We start from the raw sequence: 19,172 nt of genomic DNA, 5'->3' as shown, positions 1-19,172 counted from the left end.
CCTCGTGACGGACCTGACCGACAACCCGCCGATATCCGCCCGGGCCGATGTGCCCGCCGGCGCCTCGACGGACCCGCGATGACCACGCGTTCGCGCGCCGTGCTCGGGCGCATCATCGACGACCTCGGCTCGACCCTGTTCGAGGTCGCCGCCGGCGAACCGGACCCGGAACGCGAGGTCACCGGCGTCCTCATCCACGACCCTGGCGACGAACCCGCGCACCCGCCCGGCGCGGTGGTGCTCGGCGTCGCGGTCTACGGGTCCTCGGCCATCGCCACGCTGGTGCACCGCGCGGCCGCACTGGCCGCCTCGGCCGTCGTGGTGCGCGGGCCGCTCGCGGCGGACGCGGAGATCCGGGACGCGGTGGCGCGGACCGGCGTGGTGGTGCTCGCGCTGACCCCCGGGGCGTCCTGGTCCCAGGTCGCCACGCTGCTGCGCTCGCTGCTCGCGGTGGACGAGATCGGCAGCGCGCAGACCGGCGAAACCCTGGACGGCGCGCCCTCGGGCGACCTGTTCGCGCTGGTCAACGCGATCGCCGCGCTGCTGGACGGGCCGGTGACGGTGGAGGACCGCAGCGGACGCGTCCTGGCCTTCTCCAGTCGCCAGGACGAGGCGGACGAGCCGCGGATCGCCACCATCCTGGACCGCCAGGTGCCGGCCGAGTGGTTGCGGATCCTGGAGGAGCGCGGCGCGTTCCAGGCGCTGTATCGCAGTGAGGGGCCGGTGTACCTGGCCGGCGTCTCTGACATGCCCCGGGTGGCCATCGCGGTGCGCGCCGGGGACGAGATCCTGGGCTCGATCTGGGTCGTGGTGCGCGGGCCGCTGTCCGCCGAGTTGCAGCGGTCGCTGATCGAGGCGGCCAAGGTGGTCGCGCTGCACCTGCTGCGCCGCCGGGCGGGCGCCGACGTGGAGCGCCGGTTGCGCACCGACCTGCTGGCCACGGTGTTGGAGGGCGGGCCGGCGGCGGTGGACGCGGCGGGCCGACTCGGCCTGGCACATCAGCCGGCGTGTGTGCTCGCGCTCGCCGTGGTGGGCGACGCGGCACCGGCCGAACGCACCGCCGAGGAGCACCGGATCGTCGACGCGCTGGCGCTGCACCTGGCGGCGGTACACCCGCGCACCGCGACCGCCCGGCTGGGCGGCTTCACGTACGCGATCCTGCCGACCGAGTCGGACGCGCGGGCGGTACGGCTGGCCGAGGAGTTCCTGGCCCGGATCGGCGGGCGGATCGAGGCGGTGGTGGGCATCGGCCGCGTCGCCGCCCGCGCCGTCGACCTGCCCTCGTCCCGGGCGGACGCCGATCGCGCGCTGCGCGTGTTGCGCTCGGGCCGATCCGCGCTGCGGGTGGCCCGGTTGTGCGACGTGTACGTGTCGTCGCTGCTGGTCGAGGTGGCCGACCGGGTGGCCGCCACGGACGACGCGCCGGCCGGACCGGTGGCCCGACTGCGGGCCTACGACGCCGAGCACGACACCCACCTCACCGAGACGTTGGCCGCGTGGCTGGACACGTTCGGCGACGTCACCGCCGCCGCGGCGGCCGTTCACGTGCACCCGAACACGTTCCGCTATCGACTGCGCCGGTTGTCCGAGGTGGGCGCCATCGACCTCGCCGACGGCGACGCGCGCTTCGACGCGATGTTCCAGCTGCGGCTGTACGGGGTGCACGGGAGCGGACCGGTGCAGCGGTCGCTCGACGCGGCGCGGCTGGTGCCGACGCCGATGCGGGGGACGGTGGGATAGGGCCTTTTTCGGGGCGCGCCGGTCAGGTGTCGAGCGGCCCCGGTTCGATCAGGAACAGCGCCGCGTCGCCGGGGAAGGCCGGGGCGAAGTGTGCCTCCACGTCGACCGCCAGGCGGCGCAGCGCGTCGGCGAAGTCGCCGCCCACGTGGCTCGGGGCGCGCTCGGCGAACGGGTAGCGCGTGCCGTCCGCGCCCGCGGCCTCGGCGAGCTCGTCCGTGTACAGCAGCACCCGCTCGCCCCGGCCCGCCGCGACGGTCAGCTCCGGCGGGCGGAACGTGCCGGGCGTCAGCGCGCCGATCGGCGGGGTGGCGTAGATGGGTTCCAGGCCGAGCACCCGTCGGCCGACGACCAGGAGCGGATTCGGATAGCCGCGGTTGACCAGGGTCAGCGAGCCGTCCCCGGCCGGGCCGCCGGCGCGCTCGACCAGGAGCAGGCGGACCAGGGGGCGATGGCCGCGCTGGTGGTCCTCGCGCAGGGACAGGGCGATCCGGTAGGAGACCTCGCTCAACGAGGGCAACTCGGGGGCGGCGGCCCCGAACGCGGCCAGCACCTCTGCGGCCAGGTCGGGGGCGCACAGCGGGTCACCGGCCACGTCCCCGAACACCGTCCGGGCCCCAGCGGCGTCTCGCGAATCTCGCCGAACCAGTACCGATCGGGCGGGTCGACCCCGATCCGCCGAGCGGCCACGCGCAGCCCGTCGACCCGGGCAAGGACGGTGTCCCCCACCCGGGCGCGAGGCCGCACCCGGCAGGGGCAGGACGCCCACGATCGCTCGACGAGGCGAACGGTTCGGACTCGGGCGGCTGCCCATCGGTGCTCACGCGTCTGGTCCTCCTCGCCAACGAAACCGCTCCGACCAGTGTCACCCACCCACCCACCCCCAAAACGCCCCAGCCCCCAACCCCCACCCACCAACTCGCGCGCTCACTCGCTTCGCACGCGCCCCGCACCCGCCCCGCCCCGCCCGCTCGTCCACCCGCTCCCCACGCACCCGCACTCGCCCGCCCCGCCCTACCCCCGCACCCATCCGCGTCCATGGGCCCCGCCCCTGCCTGCTCCGCGCCCGCCAGCCCGTCCACACTGCACACGCCCCGCGCCCGCTCCGCCCCGCACCCGCCGGCCCGCGCGCTTGCCCGCTCCCCGCCCGCCCCGCACTCGCCTACTCCGCGCTCGTCGGCCCCGCGCCTGCCTGCTCTGCGCTCGCTAGCCCGTCCGCTTTGCATGCGCCCTGCGGCGCTGCTCAACCACGACGTGACCCTTGCCGAGTTGTACGACCGGTACCGCTCCGCGCCCATCGTCGCCATGGACACCGCCGAGCTGATCGAGGCCGACCGCGCGTGGTACGCCGCCCGCCGCCGCGCCGACGCCGTGCCCGTGATCGGCCTGGACGTGGCGGCCAACGCCATCGCCTACGCGCGGGCGGTCGGCCTGCTCGACGCCGGGTTCGCCGAAAACCTCGAGGTCGCGCCACCCGCGCCGGAACTGCTCGCCGCCGCGCGCCCGGTCGGCCTGATCACCGTCACCGGCGGCGCCGGCTTCCTGTCCGCGCGCCGCTTCCGGCCCTTCCTGACCGAGGCCCCGGCACCCGTGTGGGTGGCCGCGTTCGTCCTGCGCACCGGCTCCTACCCAGCCATCGTCGACGGACTCACCGCCCACGGCCTGGTCACCGAGAAGTTCGGCCCCCACACCTTCCCGCAACGCCGCTTCACCAGCGATCGGGAACAGCGCTACGCCGTCGAAGCGGTGATCGCCACCGCCGAGGACCCCGAAGGCCGCGAGCCCGCAGGCTGGTTCCACACCGCGCTGCACCTGTCCCGCCCCGAGGACCACACCACCGCGTTCCCCCTCGACACCCTCCTGCCGGACGGGCCGCCGTCCCCGCTCTGACCGGGCTACACGAAGCGGATGTGCCGCAACCCCGTCCAGGCCCGGCGTACCCGAGCCCGCGCGGGCGAGTCGGTGTTGGGCGTCAGGGTCAACCCGGTCGACGCGGCGATCAGGTCGGCCACCCCCGGCGTGTCGATGTGGTCGGTGTGGATGTGCTCGGCGAACTCCGGGCCGGCCAGGCGTTCCAGGCACGGATCGAGCCGCGCGACCGCGAAGCTCTCCCGCCGCAGCGGCGCCTCCCGGCCCGCCACCACGCGCACCGCACGCCCGAAGCCGCGCTCGGCCAGCCGCCGCAACACCGTCTCCCGCTCGGCCAACAGCGCGAAGTGCCGCACATCGTGGCCCCGTTCGCGCAGCCGCCCGACGATCTCCCGGAAGTAGTCCGGCTCGATCACCGTCATCGGCGCCAACACCGGCCCCGGATGCCTGGCCAGGGTCAGGTCCAGCACCTCGTACACCCCCTGCCGCCACGCCGGCAGATCCTGGAAGTCGCCGCGCAGCGCACGCGGCGTCATCCGGTGCAGCCCGAAGCCGACCTCCTCCGGGTCGCAGACCACACTGCCCGGCAACCGCCGGCGCAACTCGTGCGCGGTCTGCGTCTTGCCGCCCCCGAAGGGGCCGTTGATCCAGATGAGCATGCGCACGAGCCTAGGCCGTCGACCGACTCACAACTCCCGTACCGGCGCGCCCGCGAGGAAGGCGGCGATGTCCTCGACCGCCTCGGTGTACGCCAGTTCGTAGTTGTCGCGCGTCGCATACCCGATGTGGGGAGTGAGGACGGTATTGGGCGCCGCCAGGATCGGGTCGTCCGCCGGGATCGGCTCCACGGGGTACACGTCCAACCCGGCCCCCGCGATCCGGCCCTCGTGCAGCGCGGCCAGCAGCGCGGCCCGATCCACGATCGGCGCGCGGGAGGTGTTGACCAGGTACGCGGTCGGCCGCATCAGCGCGAGTTCGGCCGCGCCGACCAGCGACCTGGTGCGCTCGCTGTAGCGCACATGCACCGTGACGAAGTCGGCGCGCCGGAACAACTCCTCCTTGGCCACCACCTCGACGCCGACCGCCGCGCCCTGTTCGGCGGTGAGGTTGCTGCTCCAGGCCAGCACCCGCATCCCGAACGCGGCGCCGACCCGGGCCACCCGGGTGCCCAGCTTGCCCAGACCGATCACGCCGAGCGTGGCGCCGGCGAGGTCGACGCCCACGCCGTGTTGCCAGGTACCGGCCCGCAGGCTCGCTTCCTCCGCGCCGGTGCCCTTGGCCAGTTCGAGGATCAGCGCCCACGTCAACTCCGCCGCCGGGTGCGGGAGCAGACTCGTGCCGCAGACGGTGACGCCCCGGGCACGCGCGGCCTCGACGTCGATCGCGGCGTTGTTCATCCCGGTGGTGATCAGCAGCCGCAACGCGGGCAGCCGGGCCGTCAGTTCCGCCGGAAACGCGGTGCGCTCGCGCATCGCCACCACCGCGTCGAACCCCGACAGGCGCTCGACCAACGTGTCCGGGTCGTGCACATGGTCGGGGAAGAAGACCGCCTCGGTGTCGTCCGGCAGCTTGCCCCAGCAGTCGAGCGCTGCGGCCTGCCCCTGATAGTCGTCGATCACGGCCACCCGAAACACGTGCGCCCCCTCGTGTGCGGCCCCCGTCGCGTGGCTCGCCCGGCCGGACCGCGTCCGACCCTACCGGCGGCCCCGGCCGAGAGCCGAAAGCCGAGAGCCGAGAACCGAGGCCACCGGCGTCGGCCGAGGGTCAGCCGAGGGACGCCAGGCCCGTCCGCAGGTCGTCCAGGTTCATCACCGGTCGGACCGCGACCTTGGCACCCAACTCGAAGAACGGTTCGGAGATGGACGGCAACTGGGAGGAGTCCTGCATGTCGAACACCAGCAGACACGTACGGTCACCCTCGAACGCGGCGAAGTAGGCCGCCTCGGGGTGCACCCGCTCGACGATGGACTGGATCCGCTTGCCCAGCGACCCGTCCTCGATCGCCCGGTTGCCCGCCTCGGTGTTCATCCGAGCGGAGAGAAGCATGCGCATCGATCTCACCTGCGTTTCGGTACGGATCGCGCTCGACACTCGTCTCGGGCGTCGCGGAGGACTCGATCTCGTACGCTTCCAGCGTCCTCCCGTGCTCCCGCCCGTGCAAACGCCCGGGCGCGCGACCGCGTACCGGTCCTGCCGTCGGGTATGCGAAAGGTATGAACGCGCGACACCGCGCTTCGAGCAGGCGCCCTCCCGGCAGCGAGGCGGCCCACCCCCGCAGCGACCTCCCCGCGCGTAGGGTCATGTCCCGGATCGCGCTGCCCTTCTTCGTGCTCGCGTGCGCGGCGTGCGCCGTGGCCGCCGCCGGGGACGTCGCCGACAACGTGCGCACCCTCTGGCTGATCGCGGCGATCGTCTGCGCCCTCACGGCCGTGATCGCCTGGATCGACCTGCGAGTGATCGCCCGCCGGATGCGCCGGGAGCGGACCCGATCCGGCCGACCCGGGTGAGGCGATCGCTCACCCGCCACGTCGAAGCCGCCTCTGCTCAGAGGGTGAGCCGCACCCTCGGCGCGGCGACTCGGGGCGGGGCGGGTTCGGCGTGGGCGGTTTCCTCGGTGTGGCCGACCCGCCAGTAGCCCATGAACGCGATCGCGCGGGGATCCATGCCGCGTTCGTCCTTGAGGTGTCGGCGCAGTGCCCGGACCCGGCCGGCCTCGCCCGCGAGCCACGCGTAGCCGTGCTCGGTCGGCGGCCGGGCGTCGCGGACCGCGTCCAGGAGGCGGTGGTCCCCGGCCGGCGCGCCACCCCGGTGCAGCCAGTTCACCCGCACGCCGGGCGGCGCGGCCAACTGCTGGCGGTCCGCCTCGGTGGTCACCTCGACGAACACGTCCCCCTCGGCGTCGGCCGGCAGCGACTCGACGATCGACCCGATCGCCGGCAGCGCCGCGTGGTCCCCCACCAGAAGCAGCCGGCGGCCCGCCGGCGGCTCGAAGCTGTAACCCCCGTTGCGGGCGGCGGTCGGCCCCAACACCTCGATCGGGTCCCCGGGGCGGGCCGCGCGCGCCCAGCGGGACGCCGGCCCACCCGGCGCGTGCAGCGCGAAGTCGATGTCGATCTCGACCGGATCCGAACGGTGCGCGCGCACGGTGTAGGTGCGCTGATACGGCCGGTCCGCCTCGGGGATCCGGGCCCACGCCTCGCGCCAGGTCAGGTCCGTCCGGGTGATCCGGGGTGCCGGTCGGCCCTCGCGCGGGACGAACAGCTTGATCCGCTGATCCGGTCCGCCGGGCACGAAGTTCGCCAGGCGCGGGCCGGTCAGGGTGATCCGGACCGCGTTGCGGGTGATCGGGGTGTTGCGGACCACGGTGAGGTGGAAGGGCCGGTACAGCTGCGCACGACGTTCACGTTCGGTGGTGATGGGAACTCGCCCTCTCGGACACGGGTCGACCGGTGGACGACACGGGACGATGTCGGAGTTAGGTTAGCCTAACCGAGCCGGGTTCACGATTCCCCGCGCCGCGCCGACACTGGGCCGAACGGGCTTGGTAAGGGCCGGATTTGGCCGGGAGGTATGGCTAGCCTAAGTTGGTCCGGGTCCCCGGCCGGTCGGGATCGCGACGCCCGTCGGCGGGCTTCGCCGAGGGCGGGGCACGCCCGGGCCCGGTGCCCGGAATCCGGTGTCCGGATCGACGAGTCGACGTGTCCGAGGGGGACCGATCACGCATGCGGCTGTACCTGCTCGCGCTCAACCCCACCGACTCGGTGACCGACGGCTTCCTGCCCGCCGCCCACCGCCTGGGCCTGGACGTCACCCTGCTCACCGACCCCGCGTACGCGCCGGCCCACCGCGCGGTGTGCGGCGGCCTGGACTTCGTCCACGTGGTGGAGTGCGACGTCCGCGACTTCCGCGCGGTGATCGACCGGATCACCGACGGCCCCCGCCCCGACGCGGTGTTCAGCAACAGCGACCACCTCCAGGTGCAAACCGCTCTGGCCGCCGCCTGGTTCGACCTCCCGGCCAAGGACTGGCGGGCCGCGCTGCGCGCGAAGAACAAGGCACACATGCGCCGGCGACTGGCCGCGACGGGCGTCGACCCGGTCTGGGCCGTCGAACTGGCGCCGGAGCAGGACGCGAAGGAACTGCTCACGCTCGCCCCGCCGTTCCCGTGCGTGGTCAAACCGCGCGAGGGCGTCGCGGGCGAGGACGTGGTGCTGGTCGCCGACGACGGGCAACTCCTGGCGCGCTGCGCCGAGATCCGATCCCGGCGGCCCGGCGCGGCGCTGGTGGTCGAGGAGTTCCTGAGCGGCGAGCTGTACACCCTGGAAACCCTCGGCGACCGAAACGGCACGCGGGTGCTGGCCGGATTCCACACCCACCTGTCGCCGCCACCCCACTTCATCGAACTGCGGCTGGACCTGATCCCCCACCCGCCCGCCGCGAGCACCGCCGGCGTGCTCGCCCGGCTCGACGCGCTCGGCGTCGGATTCGGGGCCTGCCACACCGAGTTCGTGCTCCAGGACGGCCGACCCCGGATCATCGAGGTCAACTACCGCGCCATCGGCGACCAGTGCGACCTGCTGCTCGCCGACGTCCTGGGCATCCCGCTCTTCGAGTACATCCTGCGCGTACACCTCGGCGACGACCTCCCCGCCGACCCGGGCGCGCGCAACGATCGACACGCCCGCATCGACTGGCCTTGCGCGGACCGTGCCGGTGTCCTCACCAGCGCGCCGGGCCGCGAGGACGTCACCTCCGACGCGGGGGTGCGGATCGACTACCACCCGCTGCGGGCGCTCGGCGAACGGCACGAACTGCACCACTCCAACCGGGACTACCTCGGCGCACTGCGCACCATCGGCACCGACCGGTCGGCGGTCGACCACGCGGCCGAGGCGTTCCTCGCCGACCACACGTGGGGCATCACCCCGTGACCGAACCCGCCGTCACCGACCCGGCGCCGGCCGGCCCGACCCCGCGCACCGCGTCGACGCCCGCCCTCGACGGCGAGCAACTCCGGCGCGTGCTCGACGCCGTGCTGCGCGAGGACATCCTCGGACTGCGCTCCACCGCCGAGACCCTGCACCGACCCGACGGCACCTGGCTGCGATTGAACGCCCCCGACGGCACGGCGAGTTGGCTGATGCCCGTGCGGCTCGACGGCTTCCAGTGCGAGTACGCGGCCCGCGCACCCCTGCTGCTCTCCGAACGCGACGGCACCCGACTGACCACCACCGACGCCGTGTTGGCCACCCTGCGCGACCTGGCCGACCCCCGCGACCGGTCCGGCTTCGACGACTTCGCCGAGGAGTGCCGCCAGTCGGCCCGGGCCGGCCGCGTCATGGCCGAGGCGATCCCGGCAGTCCGCGCCCGGCTCGCCGCCGACTTCGGCCCGGACCCGAGCACCTGGACCGGACCGCGCGCCGGCCCGGCCCTGGACACCCTCGCGGCACACCTCGACCACCCCGTCCACCCGGCCCCGCGCGCCCGCTCCGGCCTGGACGAGGCGGCGCTGCGCCGCTACGCCCCCGAACACCACCCGACCTTCCGGCTGCGCTGGGCCCTGCTCCCGCACGACGCGGCCACGCTCACCGGCACCCTGCCCGACTGGTGGCCCACCCCCACCACGCTCGGCCGCCCCGACCTGGAACACAGCCGGCTCGCGCTGCCCGTGCACCCGCTCACCCTCGACCGCCTCCCGGAGCCGGCCCTGCCCACCGCGCCGGCCCACCTGGACGTGCGCCCGACCCTGTCGATGCGCACCGTCGCCGTGCTCGACCACCCCGGCGTACACCTCAAGCTCCCGCTGCCGATCGCCACCCTCGGCATGCGCAACCGACGCACGATCAAACCCGGCACCCTCGTCGACGGCGCCGCCGGCGAGCGCCTGCTCGCCGCCGTCCTGGACCGCGAACCCCGCTTACGCGACCGGGTGTTGCTCGCCGACGAACAGACCCACCTGCACGCCGACCACGAACTGCTCGCCGTCCTGGTGCGCCGCTACCCGAACCTCCCCGACGACACCCTCGTGCTCCCGGCCGCCGCACTGCTCGCCCGGGCGCACGACGGCACGTCCGTCCTGGACCGAGTCGCGAAACGCTGGTACGGCGGCGATCGGCTCGCGCTGCTCGACGCCTACCTCACACTGCTCCTGGACTGGCAGACCACCCTGTTCCGGTACGGCGTCGCCCTCGAATCGCACCCGCAGAACCTCTCCCTCGTACTCGCCGACGACCGACCCGTGCGCCTCCTGCTCAAGGACAACGACGGCCCCAGGATCAACCGGGCCCGCTGCCCGGTCGAGCACGACGGCTTCGACGACCCGCGCACCTACAGCTCTGGCGACGAACCGCTCGCCGACCTGTTCACCACCATCACCGTGCATCTGTGCGCCGGCGCCCTGGCCTTCGCCCTCTCGGACCCCGAACGCGCCCGACTGCTGCGCCTGGTGCGCGACCGGCTGGCGGAGACGGCGGATCCGTGGCTGCGCCGCCGGATCCTCGACGCGGACCGACTCCCGATCAAGGCGATGGTCACCGCCGGGACCCTGCTCACCAAGGAGCGCTCCGGCGCGGCCGACATCAACAAGCACTACACGACCGGACCCAACTATCTGCGCCGGCCCGCCGAGATCCCATAGCGGCCGGCGCAGTCCGCCCATGCGACGGCCCCGAGCCGCACACCCAGCACCGCGCATCCCGCAGCCTGCGCCTCGCACCTCAAGAACCGCCGGAGTCGCCCATGTCGCCGCAGTCGGCCCGACCCACGCCCGCCGCGGTCCCCGCCGCCCAGGCCCCGCCCGCGCCGCCCTCGGCCGACGACGCCGTCGCACACACCCTGCTCAACTGCCTGCTCCGGGAGATCTGCGGCCCCGAACGGCACAGCGTGGTCGAACCCGACGGCGGTCACCTGCGGCTCTGGCTGGCCCGGTCCGGTACGGAGCTGCGGATCCGACTGCGACGCACCTCCCTCCTCGGCGACCACCGCTTCACCGGGCCGGTGACCGAACGACGAGGGCCCGATTGGCATCCGCTGTCCTGGTCCGAGCTGGGCCGGCGGGTGCACCGCGAACTGGGCCTGCGCACCGGTATGCCCAACGACGAGTTCCTGGGCCAACTCGCCTCCAGCCACGCGGGCGTGGCCGCCGGGCTGGCCCGCCGCGCCGCGCCGCCCGCGTCGCGCTACCTCGAGTCGGAACAGGCGCTGCTGTTCGGACACCGCTTCCACCCCACCCCCAAGGCACGCGGCACCGACCCCACCACCTGGGCCGCCTACGCCCCCGAGGCCCGCGCCGAGTTCCGGTTGCGGCACCTGGCCGTACGCGGCGAACTCGTCGCCCAGGAACGCATATCCGCCGCCGACACCGTCGTCCTGGACCGGCTCGGTCCGGTGCCGGCCGGCTACACGCTGCTGCCCGCGCACCCGTGGCAGTACGAACTCCTCGCCGGCCACCCGCGCCTGCGCGCCGCACTGCTCCGTGGCGACATCCGCGACCTCGGCGAGGCCGGCCCGCACTTCGCCGCCACCGCGTCGGTACGCACCCTCGCCGGCGCCGGGGTGTTCCTCAAGTTCAGTCTGAATGTGCGGATCACCAACTGCGTGCGCAAGAACGCCGCCTACGAACTGTCCGGCGCCGTCGCGCTCACCCGGGCGCTGGCCCCGATCGCGGCCCGCACCGCCGCCCGCTTCCCGGACTTCGCCATCCTCGGCGAGCCCGCCTACCGCAGCCTGTCGGCAGACGTCGCCCCCGAACTCCTGGAGGGCTTCGGGGTGATCGTCCGCGACGGGCTGGACGCGCGACTGCGGCCCGGAACCACGCCGCTGCTCGCCGCCGCCATGGCCGCCGAGTACCCGACCGGGTCCGCGCACCTGTCCCGACTGCTCGACGGCGCCGGGCCCGACGAGGCGCTGCGCTGGTGGGAGGACTACCTGCGGCTGCTCGTCCCGCCGGTACTGGCCCACTACTTCGCGCACGGCGTGGTCCTGGAACCGCACCTGCAGAACGTCCTGGTCGCGGTGGACGCCGGCGGTCGGCCCCGGCAGGTGTTGATGCGTGACATGGAGGGGACGAAACTGCTCCCCGGGCCGCACGCCGCCGTGCTGGCCGCGCTACCGCACTCGGTGGCCGGGCCGATGACCTACGACGCCCGGCGCGGCTGGGACCGGGTGGTCTACTGCCTGCTGGTCAACAACATCGCCGAAATGCTCGCCGCGCTGGTCGACGTCCACCCGCACCTGGAGGCCCGCTGTTGGGGCCTGGTACGTGCGACGCTGGCCGAGTGTGCCGCCGAGCACGGCGAACCCGAACCGCTGCGCGCGCTGCTCGCGGGTGGGGCGTTGCCCGCCAAGGCCAACCTCCTCGCCCGCTGGGAGCGGCGCGCCGACCGCGAGGCGGAGTACGTGCGCATCCCCGCGCCGCCGGTCGGACCGACTCCCGACGACGCACCCCGTACCCCCGCCCGGAGCACCCGATGATCCCCCCGCACATTCGCGCCCGCGTCACCGACCTCGACCCCGAGGCGCTGCCCGCCTACCTGTACGACCGGGCCGGGCTCCGGGCACACGCGGCGGCGGTGCGCGCCGCGCTGCCCGAACGGGTCGAGGTCCACTACGCGGCAAAGGCCAACCCGGCACCGGAGATCCTGACCGCGCTGGACGGTTCGGTGAGCGGTTTCGAGGTCTCCTCGGGCGGCGAACTCGCCCATGTACTGGCGGTGTTGCCCGGCGCGCGGATCGCCTTCGGCGGGCCGGGCAAGACCGAGACCGAGCTGATCGCCGCGCTGCGGGCGGGCGTGCGGCGCATCCACGTGGAGAGCCGTGCCGAACTGCATCGCCTGATCGCGCTCGCCGCCCGGCATGCGCCCGACCGCGACGTCGACGTGCTGCTCCGGGTAGACGTGCCCCTGGGCGGCGAACTGCTGCGTGGCGCCGCGCTGACCATGGGCGGCGATCCGTCCCCGTTCGGCCTGGACCCGGACGAGGCCGAGCAATGCCTGCACCTGCTGCGGGGTCCGGACGCGGGCCGGGTCCGGGTGCGCGGGATCCACGCGCACCTGGCCAGCGGTCTGGACGCGGACACCCAGGTCGCCGTCGCCGCGCGGATCGTCGACTGGACCCGAACGGTCGCCGACCGGCACCGGATCGCCCTGTCCGAGGTCAACGTCGGCGGCGGCATGGCGGTCGACTACACCGACCCCACCGCCCGCTTCGACTGGTCCCGCCTGGGCGCCGGACTGGCCGACATCCTCGCCGGCCGCGCGGATCTGTCCCTGCGGATCGAACCCGGCCGGGCGCTGACCGCGTACTGCGGTTGGTACGCCACCGAGGTGCTGGACCTCAAGCGCAGCCACGGCGCGGCCTTCGCGGTGCTCCGCGGCGGCACCCACCACCTGCGCACTCCCGCGGCCAAGGGACACGACCAGCCCTTCGCCGTCCTGCCGAGCCCACACCCGTGGCCGCATCCGTGGCCGCGCCCGCAGACGACCGCCGCCGAGGTCACCCTCGTCGGTCAACTGTGCACCCCCAAGGACGTGTTCGCCCGCCGCCGACCGGTCGCCCGACTGGCGGTCGGCGACCGCGTCGTGTTCGCGATGGCCGGCGCCTACGCGTGGAACATCTCCCACCACGACTTCCTGATGCATCCCCACCCGACGTTCCACCACGTGTGACCGGGCGCCGCGCGCACACGCCTCCGGCCCGAAACCGGGCGGCTTCGGGCCGGAGGACGGTCGAACACGGTGCCGGCGCCGGGTGTTCGGCCGGCCCGGGTTCGACGGTCAGTGCTTGCCCGGCTTGGTGCCGACCGTGGAGATCAGCCGCCAGCCCGTGGTGACCAGGTCCGGTTGGACCACGATCTCCTGGAAGCGGTCGAGGAGTTCGTCGGCGACCCCCAACGCCTGGAGCTGGGGCCGCAGTTGCCGGGCGTTGCAGGCGTACAGGCGGTGGGCCGGGCCCGGACCCGCACAGTCGGGTTCGGTGCGCACCGCCCGGATCCCGGTCAACCCCGCCTCGGCGAACGCCTCGTGCGTGGACGCCGCCCATTCGAGGTCGGCGCCCCGGTTGCGCAGCACGGCCAGGACGCCCTCCACCACCTCGGTGAAGATCTTGGCGTCGGTCGGATCGGCGCAGTTCAGCACGCGCGGGGCGGTCGGGCAGAACCAGTCCTCCAGGACCAGTACGCCGCCCGGCTCCAGGGCGTCGACCAGACGGGTCAGAATCTCCCGGCGCTCGGGGATGTGCAGCAGCACCAGCCGGCCGTGGATGCCCAGGAACGGACGGGGCGGCAGGCTGTCGGTACGCAGGTCCAGCGGGAAGGTGTGGATGGGCGCACCGCCCGTCGGTGCCGACACCGAGCGCGCGGACAGGTCGGTGGCGTGCACGGCGCCGGACGGGCCGATCCGGCGGGAGAGTTCGCGGGCGATGCTGCCCAGGCCGTACCCGATCTCCAGCCACTCCTGGCCGGTCGGGGTGTCGAGCGAGTCCAGCACCATCCGGGTGGTCGGGTCGAGCAGGCGTTGCAGGGTCTCCAACTGGTAGGTGATGTCGTCGGCTTCGGCGAACGCGTACAAGGCCGGCTCCTCGCGTGGTGGGGTGGAGGGTGGGGATGGAGGGCGCATCAGCCGCCCAGCACGGCCAGTTGCTCGACCGCGACATTGGCCCGCTTGGGGCCGTCGTTGCGCACCTCGAAGCGGTACCACTGCTGCACCGGCGAATGGGTGGCCGGGTTCAACTGCATCGCGCCGCGCGGGCTGTCGATCTGGCCGACATTGCCCAGGGCGGTGTTCACCGCCTCGGGAGTGAGCGGCTTCTTCTGCGCGCGGACCGCGCCGATGGCGCTGTCCAGGGAGCGGGCGATGTCCCACGCGGCGACCGCGTAGATCGTCGGGCTGCGGTCGGGGTGGCGCTGCTGCCACGCGGCGACGAAGGCGCGGTTCGCCGGGTTGTCCAGGTCCGCGCCGTAGGTGGCGAACGTGGTGATGCCGGCGGCGGCGTCGGACTGGGCGTCGAGTTGGCGTCCCTCGGTCAGCGGACCGCTGCCGTACAGCGGCAGTTTGGCCGCCTCGGACGCCCGGTACTGCTTGACGAAGTCGACCGCCGCGGTGCCGGCGTAGAAGGTGTAGACCGCCTTGGCGCCGCTCTGCGCGATCTTGTTCAGATAGGGCAAAAAGTTCTGTGTACCGGGGAACGGGGTGAACGTGGTCTTGCCGTCCGGGTTGGCCAGCGTGCCACCGGCCTTGGTGAACGACTCGGTGAAGCCCTTGAGTTGGTCCCAGCCGCCCTGGTAGTCGGGGCCGATCGCGTAGACCGGGCCGTTGACGTGCTCCTTGACCCAGGGCCCGGCGGCGGCGCCGGCCTCGTAGGACTGGGTGTTGAACGACCAGACGTGCGCGGTCAGTTTGGGGTCGGGGAACTCGGGGCGACCGGCCACGCCCATCAGCGCGGTGTTGTTGGCGGCGGCGATCGGCAGTACACCGGCCACGCTGCCGCCACTGACGATGCCGGTGATGGCCAACACGTTCTGCTGCTTGACCAGTTCGGTCGCGGCCGGTACGGCGGTCGGCGGTCCCGCGCCCTCGTCGCGCACCACGATGTCCGCCTTGAGGCCGCCGAGTTTGCCGCCGTGTGTGTCCCGGTACAGCTCGAGGCCGGCGCGGGTGTCCTCGCCGACCGCGGCGTAGGGCCCGGTGGCCGGGGTGAGCAGGCCGATCTTCGCCACCTCGTCGGCGGTCTTGCCCTTGTCGTTCCCGGCCGCGCTGCCCGAGCACGCGGACAGGACGAGCAGGAGCCCGGTGGCGAGGGCCACGGGTGTGCGAGTGGAGCGGATCCGTCTACGTATGGAGCTGCGCATGTCGGTCTCTCTCTCGGACTGGAAGAGCACGGACGGAAGGAGCGTGGACGGGGGCGCTGCCGGACGGACCGGGCGTCGACCGTCGTGGCGCGGACGGGACGCGCGAAACGGGGTGCGCGATACGGGTCGGACTCCCTTCGGGTCGGCGGCTCGTCCGCGACGGCGCGTGACGCGGATCTCGGGGTGCGTCCCGGGGCGTGCGCGAGCCACGCGGGGCGCGCTGCGCCGGATCGGCCGGTGGGCCGGGCGCGCGAGTACGCCGGGCGACTCGGGCGGATGGCCGGATCGCTCGGTGGGGCAGCCGGGCCGTTCGGATCAGAAGACCCGGCTGGGGGCGGGCATACGCGCGGGTTGCGGCTGGAGGCCGCGACCGCGCGCGAGCGGGGTCAGCGACGGGCCGACCCGCTCCATCAACGCGTGCATCGCCCGGATCAGCCCGCCGACGTCGGCGTTCCAGGTGGTCGCCACGATCAGCGCGGAGGGGTGGACCTGTCCGTCCGGGCCCGGCGCGGTGTTGCCCATGGTGAGCAGCAGGCCGTGCTCGGCCTGCGACATCAGCACACTGACCGGCCCCAGGCCCATCAGGTCGGCGCTGTAGTCCTGCATGAGCAGGGCTCCGGGGGCGCTCGACGCGATCTTCTCGGCGTTCGCGAGCCATGCCGTCTGCGACGCCTCGTCGGCGCGTAGGCGACCGGGCAGCGCGGCCTGGGCGACCAGCAGCGAGTCCCCGCTGGCGGCCACCGCGTGCAGCACGTCGGGGGCGTGGTCGTGGACGAACTGGCGCATGAAGTCGTCGAGCACGCTCTGGTCGACGGCGGGCTCGGTCATGGGGATTCCTTGGGGGTCCGGGTGAAGGGCAGATCGCGGGCGCCGCGGCCGAAGGAGGCGGCGGCGGCGCTGGCCTGCGCGATGTCACGGGTGGGTGGGGCGCTACGACGGAACTGGGTCGGTTGGCCCGTGCGCCGCGCCCGCCTCGGCAGGCCCTGGGCGGTCAACTCGGGCGCGAGGTTGGCGGGGAGCGGGCCGCCGGAGATCGGGCCGGTCAGGTGCGGGTCGGCGCCGTTCGTACCGTCGCCGAGCGCGTCGGCGGGGCCGCTGCCGTTGGCGGTGAGCGGGTACGGGCCGTCCGCGAAGGGGCTGCGGCCGTTGGGGGCGCTTGCGTTCGGGCCATTCCCGTTGGCGCCGCCGGCGATGGCGGCGGGCGCCGGCCGCGGCGCGATCGGCCGGGCGCCGTTGTCCACCCGGCGGCGGTGCCGGCCGACGGAGGCGATGATCGCGTGCGGCAGCACGATGTCGACGACCGTGCCGCCGTCGGTGCCGGGCCGCAGTTCGACGTCGATGGCCAGCGGCCGGGCCTGGAGCGCGACCACGGTCAGACCGGTCTGGCGCAGCGACGGCAGCGCGTCCACGTCGGCCTTGAGCCGCCGGTTGAGCAGGTCCGGGTCGTGGTGGCCGACGCCCTGGTCCTGGATCCGCACCAGGACGCCCGCCTCGGTGCGGGCGGCGGTGATCTCCACCTCGTGCCGGCCGGAGAAGCGGGCCGCGTTGTCGACGATCTCGCCGATGATCTGGGTGACCGCGCCGACCGTGTCGCCGGCGAGGACGACCGAGGTCGGGATGCCCTTGAACGCGATGTCGGGCAGGCGTTCGTAGCTGGTCACCCGCTGGGCGCCGGCGCGGATCACCTCGTAGAGCGGGGTGTCCGGCCACAGTCGGTTCGGCGGTTGCCCACTGAGCACGGCGATCGAGTCGGCGAGCCGCTTGGTGCCCTCGTTGCCGTGGTCGACCTCGAAGACGGTACCGAGCTGATCCACCGTCAGACTGGATTCCTGGAGCCGGTCGAGCGCGCTGCTGACCCGGCTGGTCTGCACCCGGATGCGCCGGGCGACGTCGCCGAGCGCGTCGTTGTACTCGCGCTGGGCCAGCACCAGCGAGGCGCTGTGCTCGACCGTGCTGTACGCGAGGGTGGTCAACGCGCGGGCCAGGTCGGCGATCTCGTCGGCGCCGCGCTCGCGTTCGGGCTTGGCGCCGAGCATCTTGAGCGCGTACGTCCGACCCGTCTCGTGCGGGGCCAGCGCGTCGCGCCGACGCAGGTCGGCCTCGACGGCGGGCAGCGTCTCCTGGGTCATCACGGTGACCCGCTCGGCCAGGGTCCGCAGGCGCCGGTGCAGCAGTCGGCCGAGCCAGGCGGCGGCCGCGGCGGCGGCGAGTACCGCGCCGATCAGCACCGCGCCCTGGATGCCGGCCAGCCACCACCGGTGGTCGGCCACGTCGGCCACCTCGCGGGCCACGTCGGCGTCGGCCTCCTGCTCCACCGACCATATGCGGTCGGCCCGTTCGGCCAGCGCCGCGCGCCACACCTCGGGCTCCAGCGGGCCGCGCGCGAGCGCGTCCTCGGTCTGCGCGACCCGGATCATCTCCGGACCGGACAACGATCGGGCCAGGAGTTCGCGCCACCTCGACGGCGCGGTCACCGCGAAGGCCTCCAGGGCCTGGTCGTGTGCGGCGCGCGCGGTGGAGGACGCCTTGAGGACCGGGCCGCCCAGCGGGTCGGCACCCAACGAGCGCAGCACGGTGACCTGTTGCTGGCCGAGCGCGGCCCGGGCCTGGGCGAGCGCGGTGATCGCGCGCAGTCGGCCGGCGGTCTCGCCGGAGACGCCGGGGTCGAGGGCGACCCGGGCGCGCAGGTCCACGGTGGTGCCGATCCAGGCCCAATAGCGCACGGCCGCCGCCGAGGTGGCCACGCCGCGCTGGTCGACCTGCACGCGCAGGCCCGGCAGGCCGCGCAGTGCGGTGTCCACGGCGGTCAGCGCGTCGCGTTCGGCGGTGGAGGCGGTCTCCAGACCGCGACGGCGGTCCTGGTAGCGGCGGATGGCGGTTTCGCTCGCGGCGATCGCGGTGCGGTAGTCGGCGCTGGTGATCGGTCCGGGACCGCGCGAGAGCAGGGTGACCGCGGCGGCGCTCTCGGCCTGGAGCCGGCGGCCCACCTCGCCCGCGTCGGCGGAGACGCGGACCAGGTCGTGCGCGTGGTCGGCGGCCCGAGCCTGCTCGACCATGTCCAGGATCGCGGATCCGGCGAAGAAGACCATGCCCGCGGAGGGCACCACGACCATCAGCGTGATCAGACCGCGCACCCGGGGCCGGATCCGGGCGGTCAACCGAATCCGCAGCGTGGGACGGGAGTTCGGGTCGACCGCGGACGGCGACGCGAAGACCGTGCCGGTGGGTGGGGAGGGGTCGGGCGGCGTATCGGCGGTCGCCCCCGCCGCGCTCGTCTCGGCCGCGCCCGTCTTGCGGGAGGGACGTATCTTCATCATCCGTGTTCGCCCCTCGTGCCCGATCGGGTGAGCGCGGGCGGGTTCGGCGTCGACGGATGCCGCGGACCGGCGGTCACGGCCGTGACCGGACGCCGGGCGGCGGACGTCGAAAACGGCCGGTTCGGCCGGCCGGCGCGAGCCGCGGGGGCGGCGTGAGCGGGACGGCGGAGTAATCGCAACACGGGTAGGGATCCCTGAACGATGGTCGGCGGGGGAGGAGTTGCGTCGAGCGGACGACCGTGGTCGGACCGCCGGCGCAGGGTTGCGGCGGCGGCGACGCGGTCGGTTGCGGCGGCCGGTGGATCGTGGGCCGGTCCGGGACGGGGTGGTCCGGGATCGGCGGGTCCGGCGGGGGTCTGTGCCCGGTCCGGGCCGATCGGGTCCCGATCGGCCGGTAGCGGCAC

16 protein-coding genes are annotated in these 19,172 nt (G+C 74.1%); 7 read left to right on the top strand and 9 right to left on the bottom strand.

Annotated elements, in window-relative coordinates:
* Positions 1-78 precede the first annotated feature (78 nt).
* Positions 79-1,740, top strand: a complete 1,662-nt coding sequence (locus B4N89_RS30985; RefSeq protein ID WP_078979805.1) for a PucR family transcriptional regulator — start codon at positions 79-81, stop codon at positions 1,738-1,740.
* 22 nt (positions 1,741-1,762) lie between these two features.
* Here the strand turns inward: B4N89_RS30985 and B4N89_RS30980 are convergent, their stop codons facing one another.
* Entirely contained in the window at positions 1,763-2,551 is a 789-nt protein-coding gene (locus B4N89_RS30980) for a SpoIIE family protein phosphatase (protein WP_078979804.1), read from the bottom strand.
* Between the two features lie 410 nt (positions 2,552-2,961).
* Between B4N89_RS30980 and B4N89_RS30975 the strand changes: the two genes are divergently transcribed.
* On the top strand, positions 2,962-3,627 hold the full coding sequence (locus B4N89_RS30975) for a hypothetical protein (protein WP_078979803.1): 666 nt from the start codon (positions 2,962-2,964) through the stop codon (positions 3,625-3,627).
* A gap of 5 nt (positions 3,628-3,632) precedes the next feature.
* Here B4N89_RS30975 and B4N89_RS30970 read toward each other — a convergent pair whose 3' ends face one another.
* The 3 genes from B4N89_RS30970 to B4N89_RS30960 all read right to left on the bottom strand — a co-directional run bounded on the left by B4N89_RS30970 (position 3,633) and on the right by B4N89_RS30960 (position 5,658).
* On the bottom strand, positions 3,633-4,265 hold the full coding sequence (locus B4N89_RS30970) for an AAA family ATPase (RefSeq protein WP_078979802.1): 633 nt from the start codon (positions 4,263-4,265) through the stop codon (positions 3,633-3,635).
* 27 nt (positions 4,266-4,292) lie between these two features.
* Positions 4,293-5,240 (bottom strand): D-2-hydroxyacid dehydrogenase family protein, encoded by a 948-nt coding sequence (locus B4N89_RS30965; RefSeq protein ID WP_078979801.1) that lies wholly within the window; start codon positions 5,238-5,240, stop codon positions 4,293-4,295.
* 130 nt (positions 5,241-5,370) lie between these two features.
* Positions 5,371-5,658: a hypothetical protein gene (locus B4N89_RS30960; RefSeq protein WP_201261036.1), complete on the bottom strand. Its 288-nt coding sequence runs from the start codon at positions 5,656-5,658 to the stop codon at positions 5,371-5,373.
* A gap of 248 nt (positions 5,659-5,906) precedes the next feature.
* On the opposite strand from B4N89_RS30960, the gene B4N89_RS30955 reads away from it, so the two are divergent.
* The gene (locus B4N89_RS30955; protein ID WP_078979799.1) at positions 5,907-6,113 is read left to right on the top strand and encodes a hypothetical protein; all 207 of its coding nucleotides are present in this window, start codon (positions 5,907-5,909) and stop codon (positions 6,111-6,113) included.
* A 37-nt stretch (positions 6,114-6,150) separates the two neighbouring features.
* On the opposite strand, the gene B4N89_RS30950 is transcribed toward B4N89_RS30955, so the two are convergent.
* Positions 6,151-6,969, bottom strand: coding sequence for a siderophore-interacting protein (locus tag B4N89_RS30950; RefSeq protein WP_078979798.1), 819 nt, complete (start codon positions 6,967-6,969; stop codon positions 6,151-6,153).
* A gap of 359 nt (positions 6,970-7,328) precedes the next feature.
* Here B4N89_RS30950 and B4N89_RS30945 point away from each other — a divergent pair, with 359 nt between their 5' ends.
* The 4 genes from B4N89_RS30945 (at position 7,329) to B4N89_RS30930 (ending at position 13,271) form a co-directional block, all read left to right on the top strand.
* The gene (locus B4N89_RS30945; protein WP_078979797.1) at positions 7,329-8,537 is read left to right on the top strand and encodes an ATP-grasp domain-containing protein; all 1,209 of its coding nucleotides are present in this window, start codon (positions 7,329-7,331) and stop codon (positions 8,535-8,537) included.
* On the top strand, positions 8,534-10,243 hold the full coding sequence (locus tag B4N89_RS30940) for an IucA/IucC family protein (RefSeq protein WP_101897429.1): 1,710 nt from the start codon (positions 8,534-8,536) through the stop codon (positions 10,241-10,243). Before B4N89_RS30945 ends, B4N89_RS30940 begins: the two co-directional genes overlap by 4 nt.
* A 101-nt stretch (positions 10,244-10,344) precedes the next feature.
* Entirely contained in the window at positions 10,345-12,078 is a 1,734-nt protein-coding gene (locus B4N89_RS30935; RefSeq protein WP_078979795.1) for an IucA/IucC family protein, read from the top strand.
* Positions 12,075-13,271 (top strand): decarboxylase, encoded by a 1,197-nt coding sequence (locus tag B4N89_RS30930; protein ID WP_078979794.1) that lies wholly within the window; start codon positions 12,075-12,077, stop codon positions 13,269-13,271. Before B4N89_RS30935 ends, B4N89_RS30930 begins: the two co-directional genes overlap by 4 nt.
* Before the next feature lie 108 nt (positions 13,272-13,379).
* Here B4N89_RS30930 and B4N89_RS30925 read toward each other — a convergent pair whose 3' ends face one another.
* The 4 genes from B4N89_RS30925 to B4N89_RS30910 form a co-directional block, all read right to left on the bottom strand.
* Entirely contained in the window at positions 13,380-14,171 is a 792-nt protein-coding gene (locus tag B4N89_RS30925) for a class I SAM-dependent methyltransferase (RefSeq protein WP_161500884.1), read from the bottom strand.
* Between the two features lie 47 nt (positions 14,172-14,218).
* Complete coding sequence (locus tag B4N89_RS30920) at positions 14,219-15,451, bottom strand: ABC transporter substrate-binding protein (RefSeq protein WP_078979792.1); 1,233 nt, start codon at positions 15,449-15,451, stop codon at positions 14,219-14,221.
* Between the two features lie 315 nt (positions 15,452-15,766).
* Entirely contained in the window at positions 15,767-16,279 is a 513-nt protein-coding gene (locus B4N89_RS30915; RefSeq protein WP_078979791.1) for a hypothetical protein, read from the bottom strand.
* Positions 16,276-18,768, bottom strand: a complete 2,493-nt coding sequence (locus tag B4N89_RS30910) for a nitrate- and nitrite sensing domain-containing protein (protein ID WP_078979790.1) — start codon at positions 18,766-18,768, stop codon at positions 16,276-16,278. Before B4N89_RS30910 ends, B4N89_RS30915 begins: the two co-directional genes overlap by 4 nt.
* Between the last annotated feature and the right edge of the window lie 404 nt (positions 18,769-19,172).

It is taken from the genome of Embleya scabrispora, from assembly GCF_002024165.1.
Classification (GTDB): domain Bacteria; phylum Actinomycetota; class Actinomycetes; order Streptomycetales; family Streptomycetaceae; genus Embleya; species Embleya scabrispora_A.
Note: the sequence above shows the minus strand (reverse complement) of the source record. Positions and strands in the feature narration are given on the sequence as shown.